Source organism: Streptomyces sp. NPDC058620 (genome assembly GCF_042717135.1).
GTDB lineage: Bacteria > Actinomycetota > Actinomycetes > Streptomycetales > Streptomycetaceae > Streptomyces.
On record NZ_JBHXQO010000028.1, the window covers coordinates 63,794 to 79,467 of the forward strand.

Sequence of the window (15,674 nt, forward strand, 5' to 3'; positions counted from 1 at the left end):
GATCGACGGTGATCGGGGCGGGATGGTTGCGGACCACGGCGGGGGCGCCGACAGCGAGCGGAAGGTCGCCTGGCCGGAGGCGGTGAGCCGACAGGCGGACGGGCCGAACGGCGGTACGGACACCGGGACCGACCAGGGCGGAGACGAGATCTCGGGCCGGGACACCGGTGAGCCGGGTGGCCGGGTCCCCCGGCAGGACGCGGGTGGTCAGGCCGGCCTCAAGGACGTGGGGCGGGAAGTGTCACCCCACGCCTCGGCGGATGCCGAAGCCGCTGCCTCGCGGGACGCGGACGCGGACGCGGACGGCGGAGGGGACGATCTCCACGGAACAGCCGGCGTCCCGAGAAGCGGGATAGCCGGGCTCTCGCGCTCGTACCAGGTCGTCGCCGCCCTGGCGCTGTCCGTCATCGGGGTGCTCGCCGCCATCCACCTGGCCATGGTGTTTCTGCACGTCGCGCCGTCCAACACCCTGACGAAGCAGCACAGCGAGGCGATAGACGACTGGGTCTATCCGGAGTTCGAGCAGAACTGGAAGCTCTTCGCTCCCAATCCGCTTCAGCAGAACATCGCCGTACACGTTCGCGCCGACGTGGCAGGTGCAGACGGCCGTCGCACCACCCCATGGATGAGCCTGTCCGGTGAGGACGGCGAGGCGATACGCGGCAACCTCCTCCCGAGTCACGTCGATCAGAACGAGCTCCGCCGCGGCTGGGACTTCTACCTGAACTCCCACGACAGCGAGAACCGTTCCAACGGCATGCGCGGCGATCTTTCCGAGCGCTACATCCGTCGGATCGTGATGCTGCGTCTGAGCGAGCACGACTACGGCGGCACGGTCGAGCGCATTCAGGTCCGCTCCGCCGTACGCTCCGTCCCGGCACCGGCATGGAGCGAGGAGAAGATCAACACCCGGCCCAACTACCGCGTGCTCCCCTGGTGGACCATCACCTCCGCCGATCTGCCGGAGAACGACGCGGCGGCGCGGGCGTCGCAGGGTGAGGAGACGGACAAGTGAGCACCTCCACCGATGTGCGGGACGGCGGCCGGAATTCCGGCTCCCGGCCCGCCGACAAGCTCGCCCGCGGGATCCAGCGCATCACGTCGGCGGCCCTGGGCCCGTACCAGAGCGCTGTCATCCGGATCGGCTTCTCCGCCACGTACCTGCTGTTCCTGTTGCGCGAGTTCCCGCACCGCCACGAGATGTACGGCCCCGAGGGCCCGTGGCAGTGGGGCATGGCGGAGCAGCTCATAGGTAACAACGGCGCTTTCACGGTGCTCATGTGGTCCGACGGCACGGTGTGGTTCGAGAGCGTGTACGCGCTCGCGCTGGTGTCGGCCGCGCTTCTGATGGTCGGCTGGCGCAGCCGGACCATGTCCGTCCTCTTCATGGTGGGCGTGCTGTCCCTGCAGAACCGCAGCATCTTCATGGGCGACGGCGGGGACAACGTCATCCACCTGATGGCGATCTATCTCGTACTGACCCGCTGCGCACAGGTGTGGTCGCTGGACGCGCGGCGTGCGGCGCGCAATGCCGCACGCGCGGCGGACGGACTCGGGCCGGTGCGGGACGTGGCGGGCCCGCTGCTCTGGGCCGTGCTCGGGTCCGTACTGCTCGGGGCCACGCTCACGGGCGGCCTCGGTGGCACCTGGTGGCTGCCGGCCCTGCTGTGGGTGCTGTGGGTGGGCAACGGTGCCTGGTGGGCCGCGAACCGCTTCGCACCGGACGGGGAGCCGCGGACGCTGCTCGATGTCCTGGCCAACCTCGTCCACAACGCCACGCTCGTCGTGATCATGGCCGAGGTCTGTCTGATCTACGCGACGGCCGGCTGGTACAAGATCCAGGGCTCGCGCTGGCAGGACGGGACGGCGCTCTACTACCCGCTCAAGCTCGACTACTTCACCCCGTGGCCCGGGCTCTCGGACCTCCTCGCGTCCAGCGGCCTGGTGGTGATGGTGCTGACGTACGGCACCGTCCTCGTGCAGGTCGCCTTCCCGTTCACCCTGTTCAACCGGCGCGTCAAGAACGTGCTGCTGGTAGCCATGATCGGGGAGCACGCCGGAATCGCCCTGCTGCTCGGCCTGCCCTTCTTCTCGATGGCGATGATCGCCGCGGACGCGGTGTTCCTGCCGACGGTCTTCCTGGTGTGGCTGGGTGGCCGGGTCACGCTCACGCGGGAACGGCTCTTCTCCCGTCGTGCGCGCCAGGGCCCGGGCCCTCTGCCCGACCGGGGGCGGGCCGAGGCCGAGGAGGGCGAGGGGGAGGTCCCGCAGCACAGTGGCGGCGGGGGCCATACGCTCGTCGGGTGAGCAGCGAGAACGGCAGTACAGAGCCCCCTTCGAATGTGGCCTCCGACCCGGCGGCGGAACCGGTCCAGTACGACGACGGATACGGGCCGGAGATCGGCGTCGGGCCGCATCCGCTGCCGTGGCCCGAGGGTGAGCGGTACGACCCCGAGCTGCTGGCCCACGGAGACCGCCGCAATGTCGGCGACGCGTACCGGTACTGGACGCGGGAGGCGATCGTCGCCGACCTGGATCTGCGGCGGCACGACTTCCATGTGGCGGTGGAGAACTGGGGCCACGACTTCAATATCGGGTCGGTGGTGCGCACCGCCAACGCCTTCCTCGCGAAGGAGATCCACATCGTGGGGCGGCGGCGGTGGAACCGCCGGGGGGCGATGGTCACCGACCGCTACCAGCATGTGCGTCATCACCCCGACACGGCCGGCCTGACCGCCTGGGCGGCGGCCGAGGGGCTGCCGATCATCGGGATCGACAACCTGCCCGGCGCGGTGCCGCTGGAGCGGACCGAGCTGCCGCGGCGCTGCGTGCTGCTGTTCGGGCAGGAGGGGCCGGGGCTTACGGAAGAGGCGCGCAAGCACGCGTCGATGGTGTGCTCCATCGCGCAGTTCGGGTCGACGCGGTCGATCAATGCGGGGGCTGCGGCGGCGATTGCCATGCATGCGTGGGTGCAGCGGTATGCGGATATTCCGGCGCCGGGGACGGGGGCCGGGTCCGGGCCCGGCGCGGCCAGGTCTGGGCCCGGGGGTTCGGCGGGCTGAGCGGGCGGGTGCGGCGGGCGGTTCGTGGGGCCTGCGGCTGGCCCTTCCCCACTCCTCCCCTTCCCGTAACCGGGGGCGCTGCCCCGGGACCCCCGCTCCTCAAACGCCGGAGGGGCTGAGTGGGTGGGGAAGCCGTTCGTGTGCGCCGGCTTCCCCGGGCCCCTCATGCCTGGCGGCGGACCTCGACCACTCGGAAGCGGTTGGCGACGAAGGCGCCGTCGCACAGTGCCGCGTTCGCAGCCGGGTTGCCGCCCGAGCCGTGGAAGTCGGAGAACGCCGCCGTCTGGTTGACGTACACCCCGCCGGTCAGGTTCAGCGAGAGCTGGGCCGACTCCTCGAAGCAGACGGTCTCCACCTCGCGCTCGACCTCCGGTGACGTGGTGTAGGCGCCGACCGTCATCGCTCCCTTTTCGCGGATCGTGCGCCGCAGGAGGCTCAGCGCGTCCGCCGTCGAATCGACCGCGACCGCGAACGAGACCGGCCCGAAGCACTCCGAGAGATAGGCCGCGCCGTCGTCCGACTTGGTGCCGTCGAGCTTGACGATGACCGGCGTACGGACCACCGCGTCGGGGAAGTCGGCGTTGGCCACCGTCCGCGAGGGCAGGGCCACCTCGCCCAGTTCCGCGGCGCCGTCCACCCTGGCCTTCACGTCCGGGTTGACCAGGGCGCCGAGCAGGGCGCCGGCCCGGGCGTCGTCGCCCAGGAGGCCGGTGACGGCGGCCGCGATGTCCGTGACCACGTCCTCGTACGACTTGTCGCCCGCGTCCGTCGTGATGCCGTCGCGTGGGATCAGGAGGTTCTGCGGGGTGGTGCACATCTGGCCGCTGTAGAGCGAGAGCGAGAACGCCAGGTTGGCCAGCATGCCGCGGTAGTCGTCGGTGGAGTCGACGACGACCGTGTTGACGCCCGCCTTCTCCGTGTAGATCTGCGCCTGGCGGGCGTTGGTCTCCAGCCAGTCACCGAAGGCCGTCGAGCCGGTGTAGTCGATGATCTTGATCTCGGGGCGCAGCGCCAGGGTCTTGGCGATGCCCTCGCCCGGCCGCTCGGCGGCCAGAGCGATCAGATTCGGGTCGAAGCCGGCCTCGGTGAGGACCTCGCGCGCCAGCTGCACCGTGAGCGCGAGCGGAAGCACCGCGCGGGGGTGCGGCTTGACCAGGACAGGATTGCCGGTGGCGAGGGAGGCGAAGATGCCCGGGTAGCTGTTCCACGTGGGGAAGGTGTTGCAGCCGATCAGCAGCGAGATGCCGCGGCCCACCGGGGTGAACGACTTGCTCAGCTGGAGCGGGTCGCGCTTGCCCTGGGGCTTGGACCAGTCGGCGGTCTGCGGCGTACGGACCTGCTCCGCGTACGCGTACGCCACCGCTTCCAGACCGCGGTCCTGGGCGTGCGGGCCGCCCGCCTGGAACGCCATCAGGAACGCCTGCCCGCTGGTGTGCATCACAGCGAGGGCCAGCTCGTGGGTGCGGGCGCTGATCCGGGAAAGGATCTCCAGGCAGACCAGGGCCCTGGTCTCCGGGCCGGCCTCGCGCCACGCGCCCACGCCCGCGCTCATGGCCGGCAGCAGGACGTCCAGATCGGCGTGGGGATACTCGACGCCGAGCACCGGCCCGTACGGCGAGGTCTCGCCGCCCGTCCATCCGTCGGTGCCGGGCTGGCCGAGGTCGAGCCGGGTATTCAGCACGGCGTCGAACGCGGCCTTGCCCTCGGCCGGGCCCAGGCTGCCGGGGGCGCCGCCCTCGCCGTACGCCTTCGGGTGCTCGGGGTGCGGGGACCAGTAGGCGCGCGTACGAATGGCGTCGAGAGCCTGGTCGAGCGTCGGTCGATGGGTCTCGGACAGCTGCTGGGGGGAGAGCTCGGCGGCCATGACGGACCAACTCCTCATCGAGCTGGGCAGGGACGGGCGGACGGAGTTAGAGTAACCGAACGATCGGTCGGGGCAAGGGCCCCCGGGAAACCTGTGGACAACTCATGGGGGAGGATCGCGGGCATGACTACGGCCAAGCGGGACACGTACACGCCTGAGACGCTCCTCACCGTGGCCGTTCGTGTCTTCAACGAGCGCGGCTACGACGGCACCTCCATGGAGCATCTCTCCAAGGCGGCCGGAATCTCCAAGTCGTCCATCTACCACCATGTGAGTGGCAAGGAAGAGCTGCTGAGGCGGGCCGTCAGCCGGGCGCTCGACGGACTCTTCGCGATCCTGGAGGAGTCCGGCGCGACGCGGGGGCGCACGATCGAGCGGGTCGAGTACGTCACGCGCCGCACCGTCGAGGTGCTGATGGCCGAGCTCCCCTACGTCACGCTGCTGCTGCGCGTGCGGGGCAACACGAAGACCGAGCGCTGGGCGCTGGAGCGCCGGCGCGAGTTCGACCAGCGGGTGTCGGAGCTGCTCAAGGCGGCAGTGGCGGACGGCGATCTGCGCGCCGACGTGGACATACGCCTGGCCACTCGGCTGCTCTTCGGGATGGTGAACTCCCTGGTCGAGTGGTACCGCCCGCAGCCCGGTGGCTCCGCGGAGGCGGAGCAGCTGGCGGACACGGTGGTGCAGCTGGCCTTCGAGGGGATGCGGGTCGCCCGCTGACAGGCCCCAGGGCCTGATCCGGCGACCGGCCCTAGGCGAGTTCGGTGGGGCGTTCCGGGCCGGGGCCCAGGTCGGTTTCCTCGAACACCAGCAGGGTCCGGGTGGACAGCACCTCGGGGATGGCCTGAATCCTGGTGAGGACCAGTTCCCGCAGGGCCCGGTTGTCGGGGGTGTGCACCAGGAGCAGTACGTCGAAGTCGCCGCTGACCAGCGCGATGTGAGTGGCCCCCGGAAGCGCCTGCAGCTGCTCGCGCACCGTGCGCCACGAGTTCTGCACGATCTTGAGCGTGATGTACGCGGAGGCGCCCTGCCCCGCCCGCTCGTGGTCCACCCGTGCGCTGAACCCGCGGATCACGCCGTCTTCCACGAGCCGGTTGATGCGGGCGTAGGCATTGGCGCGCGATACGTGGACGCGGTCGGCGACCGAACGTATCGAGGCACGGCCGTCCGACCGCAGGATGCGGAGGATGTCGCGGTCGATGGCATCGAGCGGCCTGGCGGGCGGAACGGCGCCGAGGTCCTCGCCCCTCTCGGCCATTTGTTCAGACGCCATCTCCCCGTGCCTCCCTGTTGTGGACGACCTGCCTCTATCCCAGGCTGTGGAGAACCGTTTGTCCACAGGCTGGCGGTGCCTGTAGCCAAAATGCCCCCGCGACCGAACAATCGGTAGGTGAGGCGCACCACACCCGCGCCTCGCCTACCCCTCGACATTTCGACATATTTCGACACCCTCGATATACCTCGATGCCAGGAGGTGCTTCTCATGACGGTCCAAGAGCTGCCCGGCGCGGCTGCCTACCGGCCCACGCCGCCCCCGGCCTGGAAGCCGCTCACCGACCCGGCGCCGCTGCTCCCGGACCCCGAGCCGTACCGCGTGCTCGGGACGGACGCCGCGGCCGACGCGGACCCCGGTCTGCTGCTGCGCCTCTACGCCGAGCTGGTGCGCGGGCGCCGGTACAACGCGCAGGCGACGGCACTGACCAAGCAGGGCCGGCTCGCCGTCTATCCGTCGAGCACCGGGCAGGAGGCATGCGAGATCGCGGCCGCGCTCGTGCTGGAGGAGCAGGACTGGCTCTTCCCCAGCTACCGCGACACCCTCGCGGCCGTGGCGCGCGGGCTCGACCCCGTCGAGGCCCTGACTCTCCTGCGCGGCGACCGGCACACCGGATACGACCCGCGCGAGCACCGCATCGCCCCGCTCTGCACCCCGCTCGCCACTCAGCTGCCGCACGCCGTGGGTCTGGCCCACGCCGCGCGCCTCAAGGGCGACGACGTGGTCGCGCTCGCCATGGTCGGCGACGGCGGTACGAGTGAGGGTGACTTCCACGAGGCGCTGAACTTCGCGGCTGTCTGGCGTGCCCCGGTCGTCTTCCTCGTGCAGAACAACGGATTCGCGATCTCCGTCCCGCTGGCCAAGCAGACCGCGGCGCCCTCCCTGGCCCACAAGGCCGTGGGATACGGGATGCCAGGCCGGCTGGTCGACGGCAACGACGCGGCCGCTGTGCACCAGGTCCTCGGCGAGGCGGTGGCCCGCGCCCGGCGTGGTGAGGGTCCGACGCTCGTCGAGGCCGTCACCTACCGCATGGACGCCCATACGAACGCCGACGACGCCACGCGGTACCGCGTGGACAGCGAGGTCGAGGCATGGCGGGCGCACGACCCGATCCAGCTTCTGGAGCGGGAGCTGACCGGGCGCGGACTGCTGGACGAGGACGGCATCGTGGCGGCGAAGGAGGCGGCGGACGTGATGGCCGCCGGACTGCGTGAGCGGATGAACGCCGATGCGGTGCTCGACCCGATGAGCCTCTTCTCGCACGTCTACGCGGAGCAGACGGAGCAGCTGCGCGAGCAGGCTGCCCGCCTGCGAGTCGAGCTGGACGCCGAGCACGACCAGCACGACGACGACGCGGAGGAGCGGCGATGACGACCGCAGCGGCGGTCCCCGGCACGCAGACGGGGAAGCCCAAGCCCGCCACCATGGCGCAGGCCCTCCAGCGTGCGCTGCGCGACTCGATGGCCGAGGACCCCTCGGTGCACGTCCTCGGTGAGGACGTCGGCACGCTCGGCGGGGTCTTCCGGATCACCGACGGTCTGGCCAAGGAGTTCGGCGACGACCGGTGTACGGACACCCCGCTGGCCGAGGCGGGCATTCTCGGCGCGGCCGTCGGAATGGCGATGTACGGGCTCCGGCCCGTGGTCGAGATGCAGTTCGACGCCTTCGCCTATCCGGCGTTCGAGCAGCTGATCAGCCACGTCGCCAAGATGCGCAACCGGACCCGGGGAGCCATGCCGCTGCCGATCACGGTGCGGGTGCCGTACGGCGGGGGGATCGGCGGGGTCGAGCACCACAGCGACTCCTCCGAGGCGTACTACATGGCCACCCCTGGCCTGCACGTCGTCACTCCGGCCACGGTCGATGACGCGTACGGGCTGCTGAGGGCCTCGATCGCCTCCGACGACCCGGTGATCTTCCTGGAGCCGAAGCGGCTGTACTGGTCGAAGGCGGCCTGGTCGCCCGAGGCACCGGTGTCGGTCGAGCCGATCGGGCGGGCTGTCGTACGCCGTTCCGGGCGCAGCGCGACGCTCATCACGTACGGGCCGTCCCTGCCGGTATGCCTGGAGGCGGCGGAGGCCGCGGTGGCCGAGGGCTGGGACCTCGAAGTCGTGGACCTGCGCTCGCTGGTGCCGTTCGACGACGAGACCGTCGCCGCGTCGGTACGGCGCACAGGACGGGCCGTGGTCGTCCACGAGTCCTCCGGATTCGGCGGCCCCGGCGGGGAGATCGCCGCCCGGGTCACCGAGAGGTGCTTCCACCATCTGGAGGCGCCGGTGCTGAGGGTCGCCGGATTCGATATTCCGTATCCGGCACCGATGCTGGAGCGGCACCATTTGCCGGGTGTGGACCGGGTGCTCGACGCGGTGGCACGTCTGCAGTGGGAGGCGGACAGCTGATGGCCCAAGTGCTGGAATTCAAGCTGCCGGACCTCGGTGAGGGACTGACCGAGGCGGAGATCGTGCGCTGGCTGGTGGAGGTGGGCGATGTCGTCGCCATCGACCAGCCGGTCGTCGAGGTCGAGACGGCCAAGGCGATGGTGGAGGTGCCGTGCCCCTACGGGGGTGTGGTGACCGCGCGGTTCGGCGAGGAGGGAACGGAACTCCCGGTCGGGGCACCGCTGCTGACGGTGGCCGTCGGGTCGTCCGATTCCGGGTCCGGGCCCGTGTCCGCCATGGGATCCGGGGCGGCTGGTTCCGGGCCGGCCGAGGCCGAGTCGTCCGGCAACGTGCTGGTGGGCTACGGCACGGGAGCGCCGGCGGCACGTCGTCGTAGGGTCCGGCCCGAGCCGGTGTCGGCGCGGCCGACGACGCCCGAGCCGGTGCCGGTGCGGTCCGCGACGCCCGAGCCGGCAGCCGCGGCGGAAGAGGTGCGGGCCGAAGAGGTACGGGGGCCCGTGGCCGTCGTCTCGCCCCTCGTGCGGAAGCTTGCCCGGCAGCACGACGTCGATCTGCGCCAGGTGACGGGTTCGGGGCGCGACGGACTGATCCTGCGCGCCGATGTGGAGGCCACGATCCGGGCCGTGACGGAGCGGACGGCTGTGGCTGCCGCCCCGGCGACGGTCACGGCGCCCCTCGCCGGCGCGCCCCGGGCGGCGCTCGGTGCTGCCGGTGAGCGGATTCCGCTGCGTGGGGTACGGGGTGCGGTGGCCGACAAGTTGTCGCGCAGCAGGCACGAGATCCCGGACGCGACGTGCTGGGTCGACGCCGACGCCACCGAGCTGATGGCGGCCAGGGCGGCGATGAACGGCGCCGGAGGCCCGTCCGCGGGCCCCAAGGTGTCGGTGCTCGCGCTGCTGGCCCGTATCTGCACGGCGGCCCTGGCCAAGTTCCCCGAGCTCAACTCGACCGTGGACCCGGCCGCCCGGGAGATCGTGCGGCTGCGTGACATCCATCTGGGGTTCGCCGCACAGACGGAACGCGGGCTGGTCGTGCCGGTCGTCCGGGACGCGCAGTCCCGGAACGTCGAGTCGATCGGTGCCGAGATCGCCCGGCTGACGGAGTCGGCCCGTACGGGGACGCTCACGCCGGCCGAGCTGACCGGGGGGACGTTCACGCTGAACAACTACGGGGTGTTCGGAGTCGACGGTTCGACACCGATCATCAACCACCCGGAGGCGGCGATGCTGGGCGTCGGCCGGATCGTGCCCAAGCCGTGGGTGCACGGGGGCGAACTGGCCGTGCGCCAGGTCGTCCAGCTCTCGCTCACCTTCGACCACCGGGTGTGCGACGGCGGCACGGCGGGCGGATTCCTCCGGTATGTGGCCGACTGCGTGGAACAGCCGGCGGTGCTGTTGCGCACCGTGTGACGTCGGGGCGAGGGATGTACGGGGCCGGGCGGCGATGAACGCCCGGTCCCTGGGGGATCGGCCGGAACGGGCTGCACGCATACTCGGGGCATGACCGCCTATGACGCCATCGTCCTTGCCGGAGGGGCCGCCAAACGCCTCGGCGGTGCCGATAAACCCGGGGTCCGGGTCGGCGGCCGGTCGCTGCTCGACCGGGTGCTCGCGGCGTGCGCCGGAGCCGGGACGACTGTGGTGGTGGGCGGCCGTCGGCCGACCCTGCGGCCCGTGACCTGGACACGAGAAGTCCCGGTCGGCGGAGGCCCCTTGGCGGCGCTCGGGGCCGGGGTGCGCCACACGACCGCCGAGCACGTGCTCGTACTCTCCGCCGACCTGCCGTTTCTCGGGGCGGCCACCGTCGGAGCGCTGCTGGACGCCGCTGGGGAGGGGAGCCGGGAGGGCGCCCTGTGCACCGATCCCAGCGGGCGCGACCAGCCGCTGGTCGCGGTCTACCGGGCAGAGCCGCTGCGTCGTGAACTCGCGCTCGTGGCCACCGAGCACGGCAGCCTTGCCGGGCTGCCGCTGCGGTTGCTGACGACCGAGCTGGATCTCGCCCGGGTCGAGGCCGGTCCGCTGGACTCTTTCGACTGCGACACCTGGGAAGACATCGCCACAGCCAGGGCGCGCATCAGGGAGCATGGGACCGTGCTGGACGAATGGATCACCGCAGTCAAGAACGAACTCGGCATCGACCTCGACGTCGACACCGGCCTCCTGCTCGACCTCGCCCGTGACGCCGCGCACGGCGTCGCCCGCCCGGCCGCGCCTCTGACGACCTTCCTGGTCGGGTACGCGGCGGCAAGGGCGAGCAGTGGTGACGGACCGGAAGCGGCGGCCGACGCGGTGGCCGAGGCCGTCCGCAAGGCCGCCGCTCTCGCCCTCCGCTGGGAGGCGGAGGCGGGGACAGCGAACGAGGCCGACCCACAATGACGGAGCAGCACGGCACCGGCGCCGGTACCGGCGTTGGTGCCGGCGCCGGTACCAACGGCTCCGGCTCCCCGTCCCCGAGGGCCACGCGGCCCGCGGGCACCAGTGCGTTCCCGAGTGCCGCGCAGGCACCGGGCGCCACGTCGTCCCGGCGCGCCGCTGCGGTCGTCGCAGGGGCCGCCGCGAGCCCCGGGCGGGAGTCTGCGCCGGAGCCCGGGCACGCCGATGGCGCCGCACCCGCGCCCGCACCCGCACCGCCCGCACCCGCGCCACCCGCACCTGCACCGCCCGCACCCGCACCACCCGCACCCGCGCCCGCACCGCCCGCACCCGCACCTGCACCGCCCGCACCCGCACCACCCGCACCCGCGCCCGAACCGCCCTCCCCCGCGTCCGCACCCGGTTCGTCCTCGATTCCCGCGATGACGCCGGAGGACGAGCGGGCCGTGGAGGAAGCTCTGGCTCTCGTGGCATCGCACCGCCCCCACCCCCCCAACCGGCCCGACCGCCCCGACCGGGCGGACCACGAGGTTCATCCGGGGGAGCGGGAGACCCCCGCCCCGCGCTCCTCCGCTCCGCGCTCCCCCTCCGCCTCGTCGCAGCCCTCGCGCCCCCGGCGTGCGCGGGCCACCTCCTGGAGCGACGCACGCGCCCTGGCCGCGCGCATGGGCCGTGAAGTTCCGGTCGCCGCGCACCGGCTCCCCCTTGACCGGGCGCTCGGGCACGTCCTGGCCGAGGCGCTCCACGCGCTCACCGATCTGCCGTCCTTCGACACGTCCGCCATGGACGGCTGGGTCGTCGCCGGACCGGGTCCGTGGACCGTCCGCGAGGGCGAAGGGCTCCTCGCCGGACACAGTGCGCCTGCCGCGCTGCCGGACGGCGAGGCGGTACGGATCGCCACCGGAGCCCGCATTCCGGCAGATGCCACTGCCGTCATCCGCAACGAGCACGCGCACACCGATGAGGCGAAGGGGCTGCTCTACGGGCAGCGCGAGGTCGTTCCCGGGCAGGACATCAGGCCGCGCGGCCAGGAGTGCCGGACCGGTGACGAACTCCTGCCCGCCGGGACCCTGGTGACCCCGGCCGTCCTCGGGCTGGCCGCCGCCGCCGGATACGACGCCGTGGCCGCCGTCCCCCGCCCCCGTGTCGACGTCCTCGTCCTGGGCGACGAACTCCTCACCACCGGGCTCCCGCACGACGGGCTGATCCGGGACGCGCTCGGTCCCATGCTCGGCCCCTGGCTGCGGGCCCTGGGTGCCGAGGTCGGCGAGCCCCGCCGCCTCGGCGACGATGCCGCCGCTCTGCGGGCCGCGCTCACCACCTCGGACGCCGACCTCGTCGTGACCACCGGCGGCACGGCCGCCGGTCCCGTCGATCACGTCCACCCGGTCCTCGCCGACGTCGGTGCCGAGCTGCTGATCGACGGTGTCGATGTGCGCCCCGGCCACCCCATGCTGCTGGCCCGGCTCACCTACCAGGGGCCGTACGTCGTCGGGCTGCCCGGCAACCCCTTGGCCGCCGTCTCCGGTCTGCTCACGCTTGCCGAGCCTCTGCTGCGGGGCATCGCGGGGCGGCCGCCCCAGGCCCCGTACCGGGCGCTCGTCCATGACGAGGTGCAGGGGCATCCGCACGACACCCGGCTCGTCCCCGTCGTCCATCGCGCGGCACGCGGGGGCGGGTTGGACCACGTCGTACCCCTGCACTACAACGGTCCCGCCATGCTCCGGGGGATCGCCGCTGCTGACGGGCTGGCAGTTGTGCCACCCGGCGGGGTACGGTCCGGCACCGAGGTGGAGATCCTCGATCTGCCGTGGGCCTCGGCGACGCCGTGGACGGAAGGGTGTTTCACGTGAAACTTCCCGGCCATGATGCGATGGCCAGGCGCGCCGATGAGCACGTCGTCCCCACCCGGGTGATGCTGCCTCGCCGGGTCATGGACCGACCGCTGCGCCAGGTCGCCAAGCGGTTGGCGATGGCGCTGATGGTGCTGGCCGCGACGGTCCTGATCGTCTATGTGGACCGCAACGATTACCACGACAATGCCGACGGCCGGGTCGATTTCCTCGACGCCATCTACTACGCGACGGTGACGCTGTCGACCACCGGTTACGGCGACATCGTCCCGTACGGCGACGCCGCCCGGCTCACCAACGTGCTCCTGGTCACGCCCCTGCGCGTGCTCTTCCTGATCATCCTGGTCGGCACCACCCTGGAGGTCCTGACGGAGCGGACCCGGGAGGACTTCCGGCTGAACCGTTGGAGAAGCAACTTGCGTGAACACACCGTGGTCGTCGGATTCGGCACGAAGGGCCGCTCCGCGATCCTGACGCTTTGCAGCACGGGCCTGAAGAAGGAACAGATCGTCGTCGTCGACCCTGCCTCGAAAGTGATCGAGGCGGCCAACGCCGAGGGCTTCGTGGGCGTGCTGGGCGACGCGACGCGCAGTGATGTGCTGCTGCGCGCCGAGCTCCAGAAGGCACGTCAGATCATCATCGCCACCCAGCGCGACGACACCGCCGTCCTGGTGGCGCTGACGGCGCGCCAGCTCAACCGCGGAGCGAAGATCGTCGCCGCCGTGCGTGAGGAGGAGAACGCGCCGCTGCTGCGTCAGTCCGGCGCCGACGCGGTGATCACCAGCGCCAGCGCAGCCGGGCGGCTGCTCGGTCTCTCCGTGCTCAGCCCGAGCGCGGGCACGGTCATGGAGGACCTGATCCAGCAGGGCAGCGGGCTCGACCTGATCGAACGGCCGGTGATAAAGGCCGAGGTGGGCAAGAACGTGCGGGAGGTCGAGGACCTGGTCGTCAGCGTGCTGCGGGGCCACCGGTTGCTCGGGTACGACGATCCGGCGGCCAGCCCAGTGCAACTGACGGACCGCCTCATCACGATCGTGCGCGCCTCCCCGTCGCACACCCCGATGAGCGGCTCCCCGCAGGGGAACGGGCTGCGATAGCGCTTCGGCCCCCGGAGGCGGTCCGGGCCGGCCGAATGCCGGTGCGCGTCCCACGGAGTAGCCTCGCGGCCATGTATGCGATCACGATCCCCGAACCCGGTGGCCCCGAGGCGCTTGTATGGGCCGAGGTGCCCGATCCCGTACCAGGCGAGGGCGAGGTCCTCGTCGAGGTCGTGTCCAGCGCGGTCAACCGCGCCGATGTGCTGCAACGGCAGGGCTTCTACAACCCGCCGCCCGGCGCCTCCCCCTACCCCGGCCTTGAGTGCGCGGGCCGCGTCGCGGCGCTCGGCCCCGGCGTCACGGGCTGGTCGGTCGGCGACGAGGTGTGCGGGCTGCTCTCGGGCGGCGGATACGCGGAGAAGGTCGCCGTGCCGGCCGGACAGCTCCTCCCCGTACCGGGTGTGGATCTGGCGATGGCCGCCGCGCTGCCCGAGGTGACGGCCACCGTCTGGTCCAACGTCTTCATGGTGGCTCATCTGCGCCCCGGCGAGACCCTGCTGGTGCACGGCGGGTCCAGCGGCATCGGCACGATGGCCATCCAGCTGGCCAAGGCGGTCGGCGCACGCGTCGCGGTGACCGCGGGCGGGCCCGAGAAGCTGGCGCGCTGCGCGGAGCTCGGGGCGGACATCCTCATCGACTACCGCGAGCAGGACTTCGTCGAGGAGATCCACAAGGCGACGGACGGTGCGGGCGCCGACGTCATCCTCGACATCGTCGGTGCGAAGTACCTGGACCGGAACGTGCGGGCACTCGCCGTGAACGGTCGCCTCGCGATCATCGGCCTCCAGGGCGGCGTAAAGGGCGAGCTGAACCTGAGCGCGCTCCTGAACAAGCGCGCCGCGGTCACGGCCACCTCCCTGCGGGGGCGTCCGCTCGCCGAGAAGGCGGCGATCATCGCCGCTGTGCGCGAGCATGTCTGGCCGCTGATCATCGGTGGCGTCGTCCGGCCGGTCGTGGACCGCACGGTGCCGATGGCGGACGCCGCGGAGGCGCACCGGGTGCTGGAATCCAGTACGCACGTCGGCAAGGTGCTCCTGATGGCCCCGACAGCGGCGTGACCGAACAGGCGCCAGGGGCACTCCCACCACCGGAGCAGCCGGAAAACGCAGGGGCCCGGTACACAACGCCGAACGTTGTGTACCGGGCCCCTGCGGTACTCAGAGGTCCTGCGGCGCTCAGAGGTACGGGCCGGACCGGATCGGTCCGTGCGGGTCCGAGCCGCCTTCCTCGTCCTCGTGGCCCGAACCGGGCGGCAGAGCGCGGCGCATCTGCTCCAGCTGGGCGCGAGCCGCCATCTGCTGGGCGAACAGTGCCGTCTGGATTCCGTGGAAGAGCCCTTCCAGCCAGCCGACCAGCTGAGCCTGCGCGATCCTCAGTTCCGCCTCCGACGGCACCGACTCCTCGGTGAACGGCAGGGAGAGCCGCTCCAGCTCCTCCACCAGTTCCGGCGCCAGCCCGTCCTCCAGCTCCTTCACGGAGCTGGCGTGGATCTCCTTGAGCCTGACCCGGCTCGCCTCATCGAGAGGAGCCGCCCTGACCTCCTCCAGGAGCTGCTTGATCATGCTGCCGATGCGCATGACTTTCGCGGGCTGTTCGACCATTTCCGTCACCGGGACCTCGCGCGATTCGTCGCCACTGTCACCGCCGCCGATAGCCATTCCGTCCTGCCCCACTACGAGGACTTGGGGGTGCTCCTGCGACCGGTCATTCCTCGGCATCTCCATGCCGCCATTCTCTCGCACACGTGCAGTACACCA

Annotated in this window: 14 protein-coding genes; 11 read left to right on the top strand and 3 right to left on the bottom strand. The window is 71.6% G+C overall.

Translation table 11 applies throughout. The annotated features are described in order from the left end of the window. The first annotated feature begins 22 nt into the window (after positions 1-22). The 3 genes from ACFWSK_RS23775 to ACFWSK_RS23785 are packed head-to-tail and all read left to right on the top strand — an operon-like array spanning position 23 to position 3,062. Positions 23-1,015, top strand: a complete 993-nt coding sequence (locus ACFWSK_RS23775; protein ID WP_383789618.1) for a DUF5819 family protein — start codon at positions 23-25, stop codon at positions 1,013-1,015. A 14-nt stretch (positions 1,016-1,029) separates the two neighbouring features. Next, positions 1,030-2,307: an HTTM domain-containing protein gene (locus tag ACFWSK_RS23780; RefSeq protein ID WP_383789688.1), complete on the top strand. Its 1,278-nt coding sequence runs from the start codon at positions 1,030-1,032 to the stop codon at positions 2,305-2,307. Then, complete coding sequence (locus ACFWSK_RS23785) at positions 2,304-3,062, top strand: TrmH family RNA methyltransferase (RefSeq protein ID WP_383789621.1); 759 nt, start codon at positions 2,304-2,306, stop codon at positions 3,060-3,062. Before ACFWSK_RS23780 ends, ACFWSK_RS23785 begins: the two co-directional genes overlap by 4 nt. Positions 3,063-3,225: 163 nt before the next feature. Here ACFWSK_RS23785 and paaN read toward each other — a convergent pair whose 3' ends face one another. Continuing rightward, a complete protein-coding gene (gene paaN / locus ACFWSK_RS23790; protein WP_383789624.1) occupies positions 3,226-4,926 on the bottom strand; it encodes a phenylacetic acid degradation protein PaaN in 1,701 nt (566 codons plus the stop codon). 123 nt (positions 4,927-5,049) lie between these two features. Between paaN and ACFWSK_RS23795 the strand changes: the two genes are divergently transcribed. After that, on the top strand, positions 5,050-5,643 hold the full coding sequence (locus ACFWSK_RS23795; protein WP_383789627.1) for a TetR/AcrR family transcriptional regulator: 594 nt from the start codon (positions 5,050-5,052) through the stop codon (positions 5,641-5,643). 31 nt (positions 5,644-5,674) lie between these two features. Here ACFWSK_RS23795 and ACFWSK_RS23800 read toward each other — a convergent pair whose 3' ends face one another. After that, positions 5,675-6,196, bottom strand: a complete 522-nt coding sequence (locus ACFWSK_RS23800) for an Lrp/AsnC family transcriptional regulator (RefSeq protein ID WP_383789630.1) — start codon at positions 6,194-6,196, stop codon at positions 5,675-5,677. A gap of 210 nt (positions 6,197-6,406) precedes the next feature. On the opposite strand from ACFWSK_RS23800, the gene pdhA reads away from it, so the two are divergent. The 7 genes from pdhA (at position 6,407) to ACFWSK_RS23835 (ending at position 14,975) form a co-directional block, all read left to right on the top strand. Beyond that, positions 6,407-7,567: a pyruvate dehydrogenase (acetyl-transferring) E1 component subunit alpha gene (gene pdhA, locus ACFWSK_RS23805; protein WP_383789633.1), complete on the top strand. Its 1,161-nt coding sequence runs from the start codon at positions 6,407-6,409 to the stop codon at positions 7,565-7,567. Beyond that, positions 7,564-8,595, top strand: a complete 1,032-nt coding sequence (locus ACFWSK_RS23810) for an alpha-ketoacid dehydrogenase subunit beta (RefSeq protein ID WP_383789636.1) — start codon at positions 7,564-7,566, stop codon at positions 8,593-8,595. The genes pdhA and ACFWSK_RS23810 overlap by 4 nt, the downstream gene beginning before the upstream one ends. Beyond that, complete coding sequence (locus ACFWSK_RS23815; protein WP_383789639.1) at positions 8,595-10,004, top strand: dihydrolipoamide acetyltransferase family protein; 1,410 nt, start codon at positions 8,595-8,597, stop codon at positions 10,002-10,004. The genes ACFWSK_RS23810 and ACFWSK_RS23815 overlap by 1 nt, the downstream gene beginning before the upstream one ends. Before the next feature lie 90 nt (positions 10,005-10,094). Next, positions 10,095-10,970, top strand: coding sequence for an NTP transferase domain-containing protein (locus tag ACFWSK_RS23820; protein ID WP_383789642.1), 876 nt, complete (start codon positions 10,095-10,097; stop codon positions 10,968-10,970). After that, positions 10,967-12,820, top strand: a complete 1,854-nt coding sequence (locus ACFWSK_RS23825) for a molybdopterin molybdotransferase MoeA (protein ID WP_383789645.1) — start codon at positions 10,967-10,969, stop codon at positions 12,818-12,820. The genes ACFWSK_RS23820 and ACFWSK_RS23825 overlap by 4 nt, the downstream gene beginning before the upstream one ends. Further along, positions 12,778-13,917 carry a potassium channel family protein gene (locus ACFWSK_RS23830; protein WP_383789647.1) on the top strand — a complete coding sequence of 380 codons (1,140 nt, stop codon included), beginning with the start codon at positions 12,778-12,780 and terminating at the stop codon, positions 13,915-13,917. The genes ACFWSK_RS23825 and ACFWSK_RS23830 overlap by 43 nt, the downstream gene beginning before the upstream one ends. Positions 13,918-13,988: 71 nt before the next feature. Then, positions 13,989-14,975: an NAD(P)H-quinone oxidoreductase gene (locus ACFWSK_RS23835; protein WP_383789650.1), complete on the top strand. Its 987-nt coding sequence runs from the start codon at positions 13,989-13,991 to the stop codon at positions 14,973-14,975. 117 nt (positions 14,976-15,092) lie between these two features. Here ACFWSK_RS23835 and ACFWSK_RS23840 read toward each other — a convergent pair whose 3' ends face one another. Further along, a complete protein-coding gene (locus tag ACFWSK_RS23840; protein WP_328911193.1) occupies positions 15,093-15,641 on the bottom strand; it encodes a bacterial proteasome activator family protein in 549 nt (182 codons plus the stop codon). Positions 15,642-15,674 lie beyond the last annotated feature (33 nt).

What these genes read in the sequence shown, in the direction of transcription:
- ACFWSK_RS23835 (WP_383789650.1), top strand. Translation starts at nt 13,989, where the DNA reads ATGTATGCGATCACGATCCCCGAACCCGGTGGCCCCGAGGCGCTTGTA.
- ACFWSK_RS23810 (WP_383789636.1), top strand. Translation starts at nt 7,564, where the DNA reads ATGACGACCGCAGCGGCGGTCCCCGGCACGCAGACGGGGAAGCCCAAG.
- ACFWSK_RS23825 (WP_383789645.1), top strand. Translation starts at nt 10,967, where the DNA reads ATGACGGAGCAGCACGGCACCGGCGCCGGTACCGGCGTTGGTGCCGGC.
- ACFWSK_RS23820 (WP_383789642.1), top strand. Translation starts at nt 10,095, where the DNA reads ATGACCGCCTATGACGCCATCGTCCTTGCCGGAGGGGCCGCCAAACGC.
- ACFWSK_RS23800 (WP_383789630.1), bottom strand. Translation starts at nt 6,196, where the DNA reads ATGGCGTCTGAACAAATGGCCGAGAGGGGCGAGGACCTCGGCGCCGTT.
- ACFWSK_RS23775 (WP_383789618.1), top strand. Translation starts at nt 23, where the DNA reads ATGGTTGCGGACCACGGCGGGGGCGCCGACAGCGAGCGGAAGGTCGCC.
- pdhA (WP_383789633.1), top strand. Translation starts at nt 6,407, where the DNA reads ATGACGGTCCAAGAGCTGCCCGGCGCGGCTGCCTACCGGCCCACGCCG.
- ACFWSK_RS23795 (WP_383789627.1), top strand. Translation starts at nt 5,050, where the DNA reads ATGACTACGGCCAAGCGGGACACGTACACGCCTGAGACGCTCCTCACC.
- ACFWSK_RS23815 (WP_383789639.1), top strand. Translation starts at nt 8,595, where the DNA reads ATGGCCCAAGTGCTGGAATTCAAGCTGCCGGACCTCGGTGAGGGACTG.
- ACFWSK_RS23840 (WP_328911193.1), bottom strand. Translation starts at nt 15,641, where the DNA reads ATGGAGATGCCGAGGAATGACCGGTCGCAGGAGCACCCCCAAGTCCTC.
- paaN (WP_383789624.1), bottom strand. Translation starts at nt 4,926, where the DNA reads ATGGCCGCCGAGCTCTCCCCCCAGCAGCTGTCCGAGACCCATCGACCG.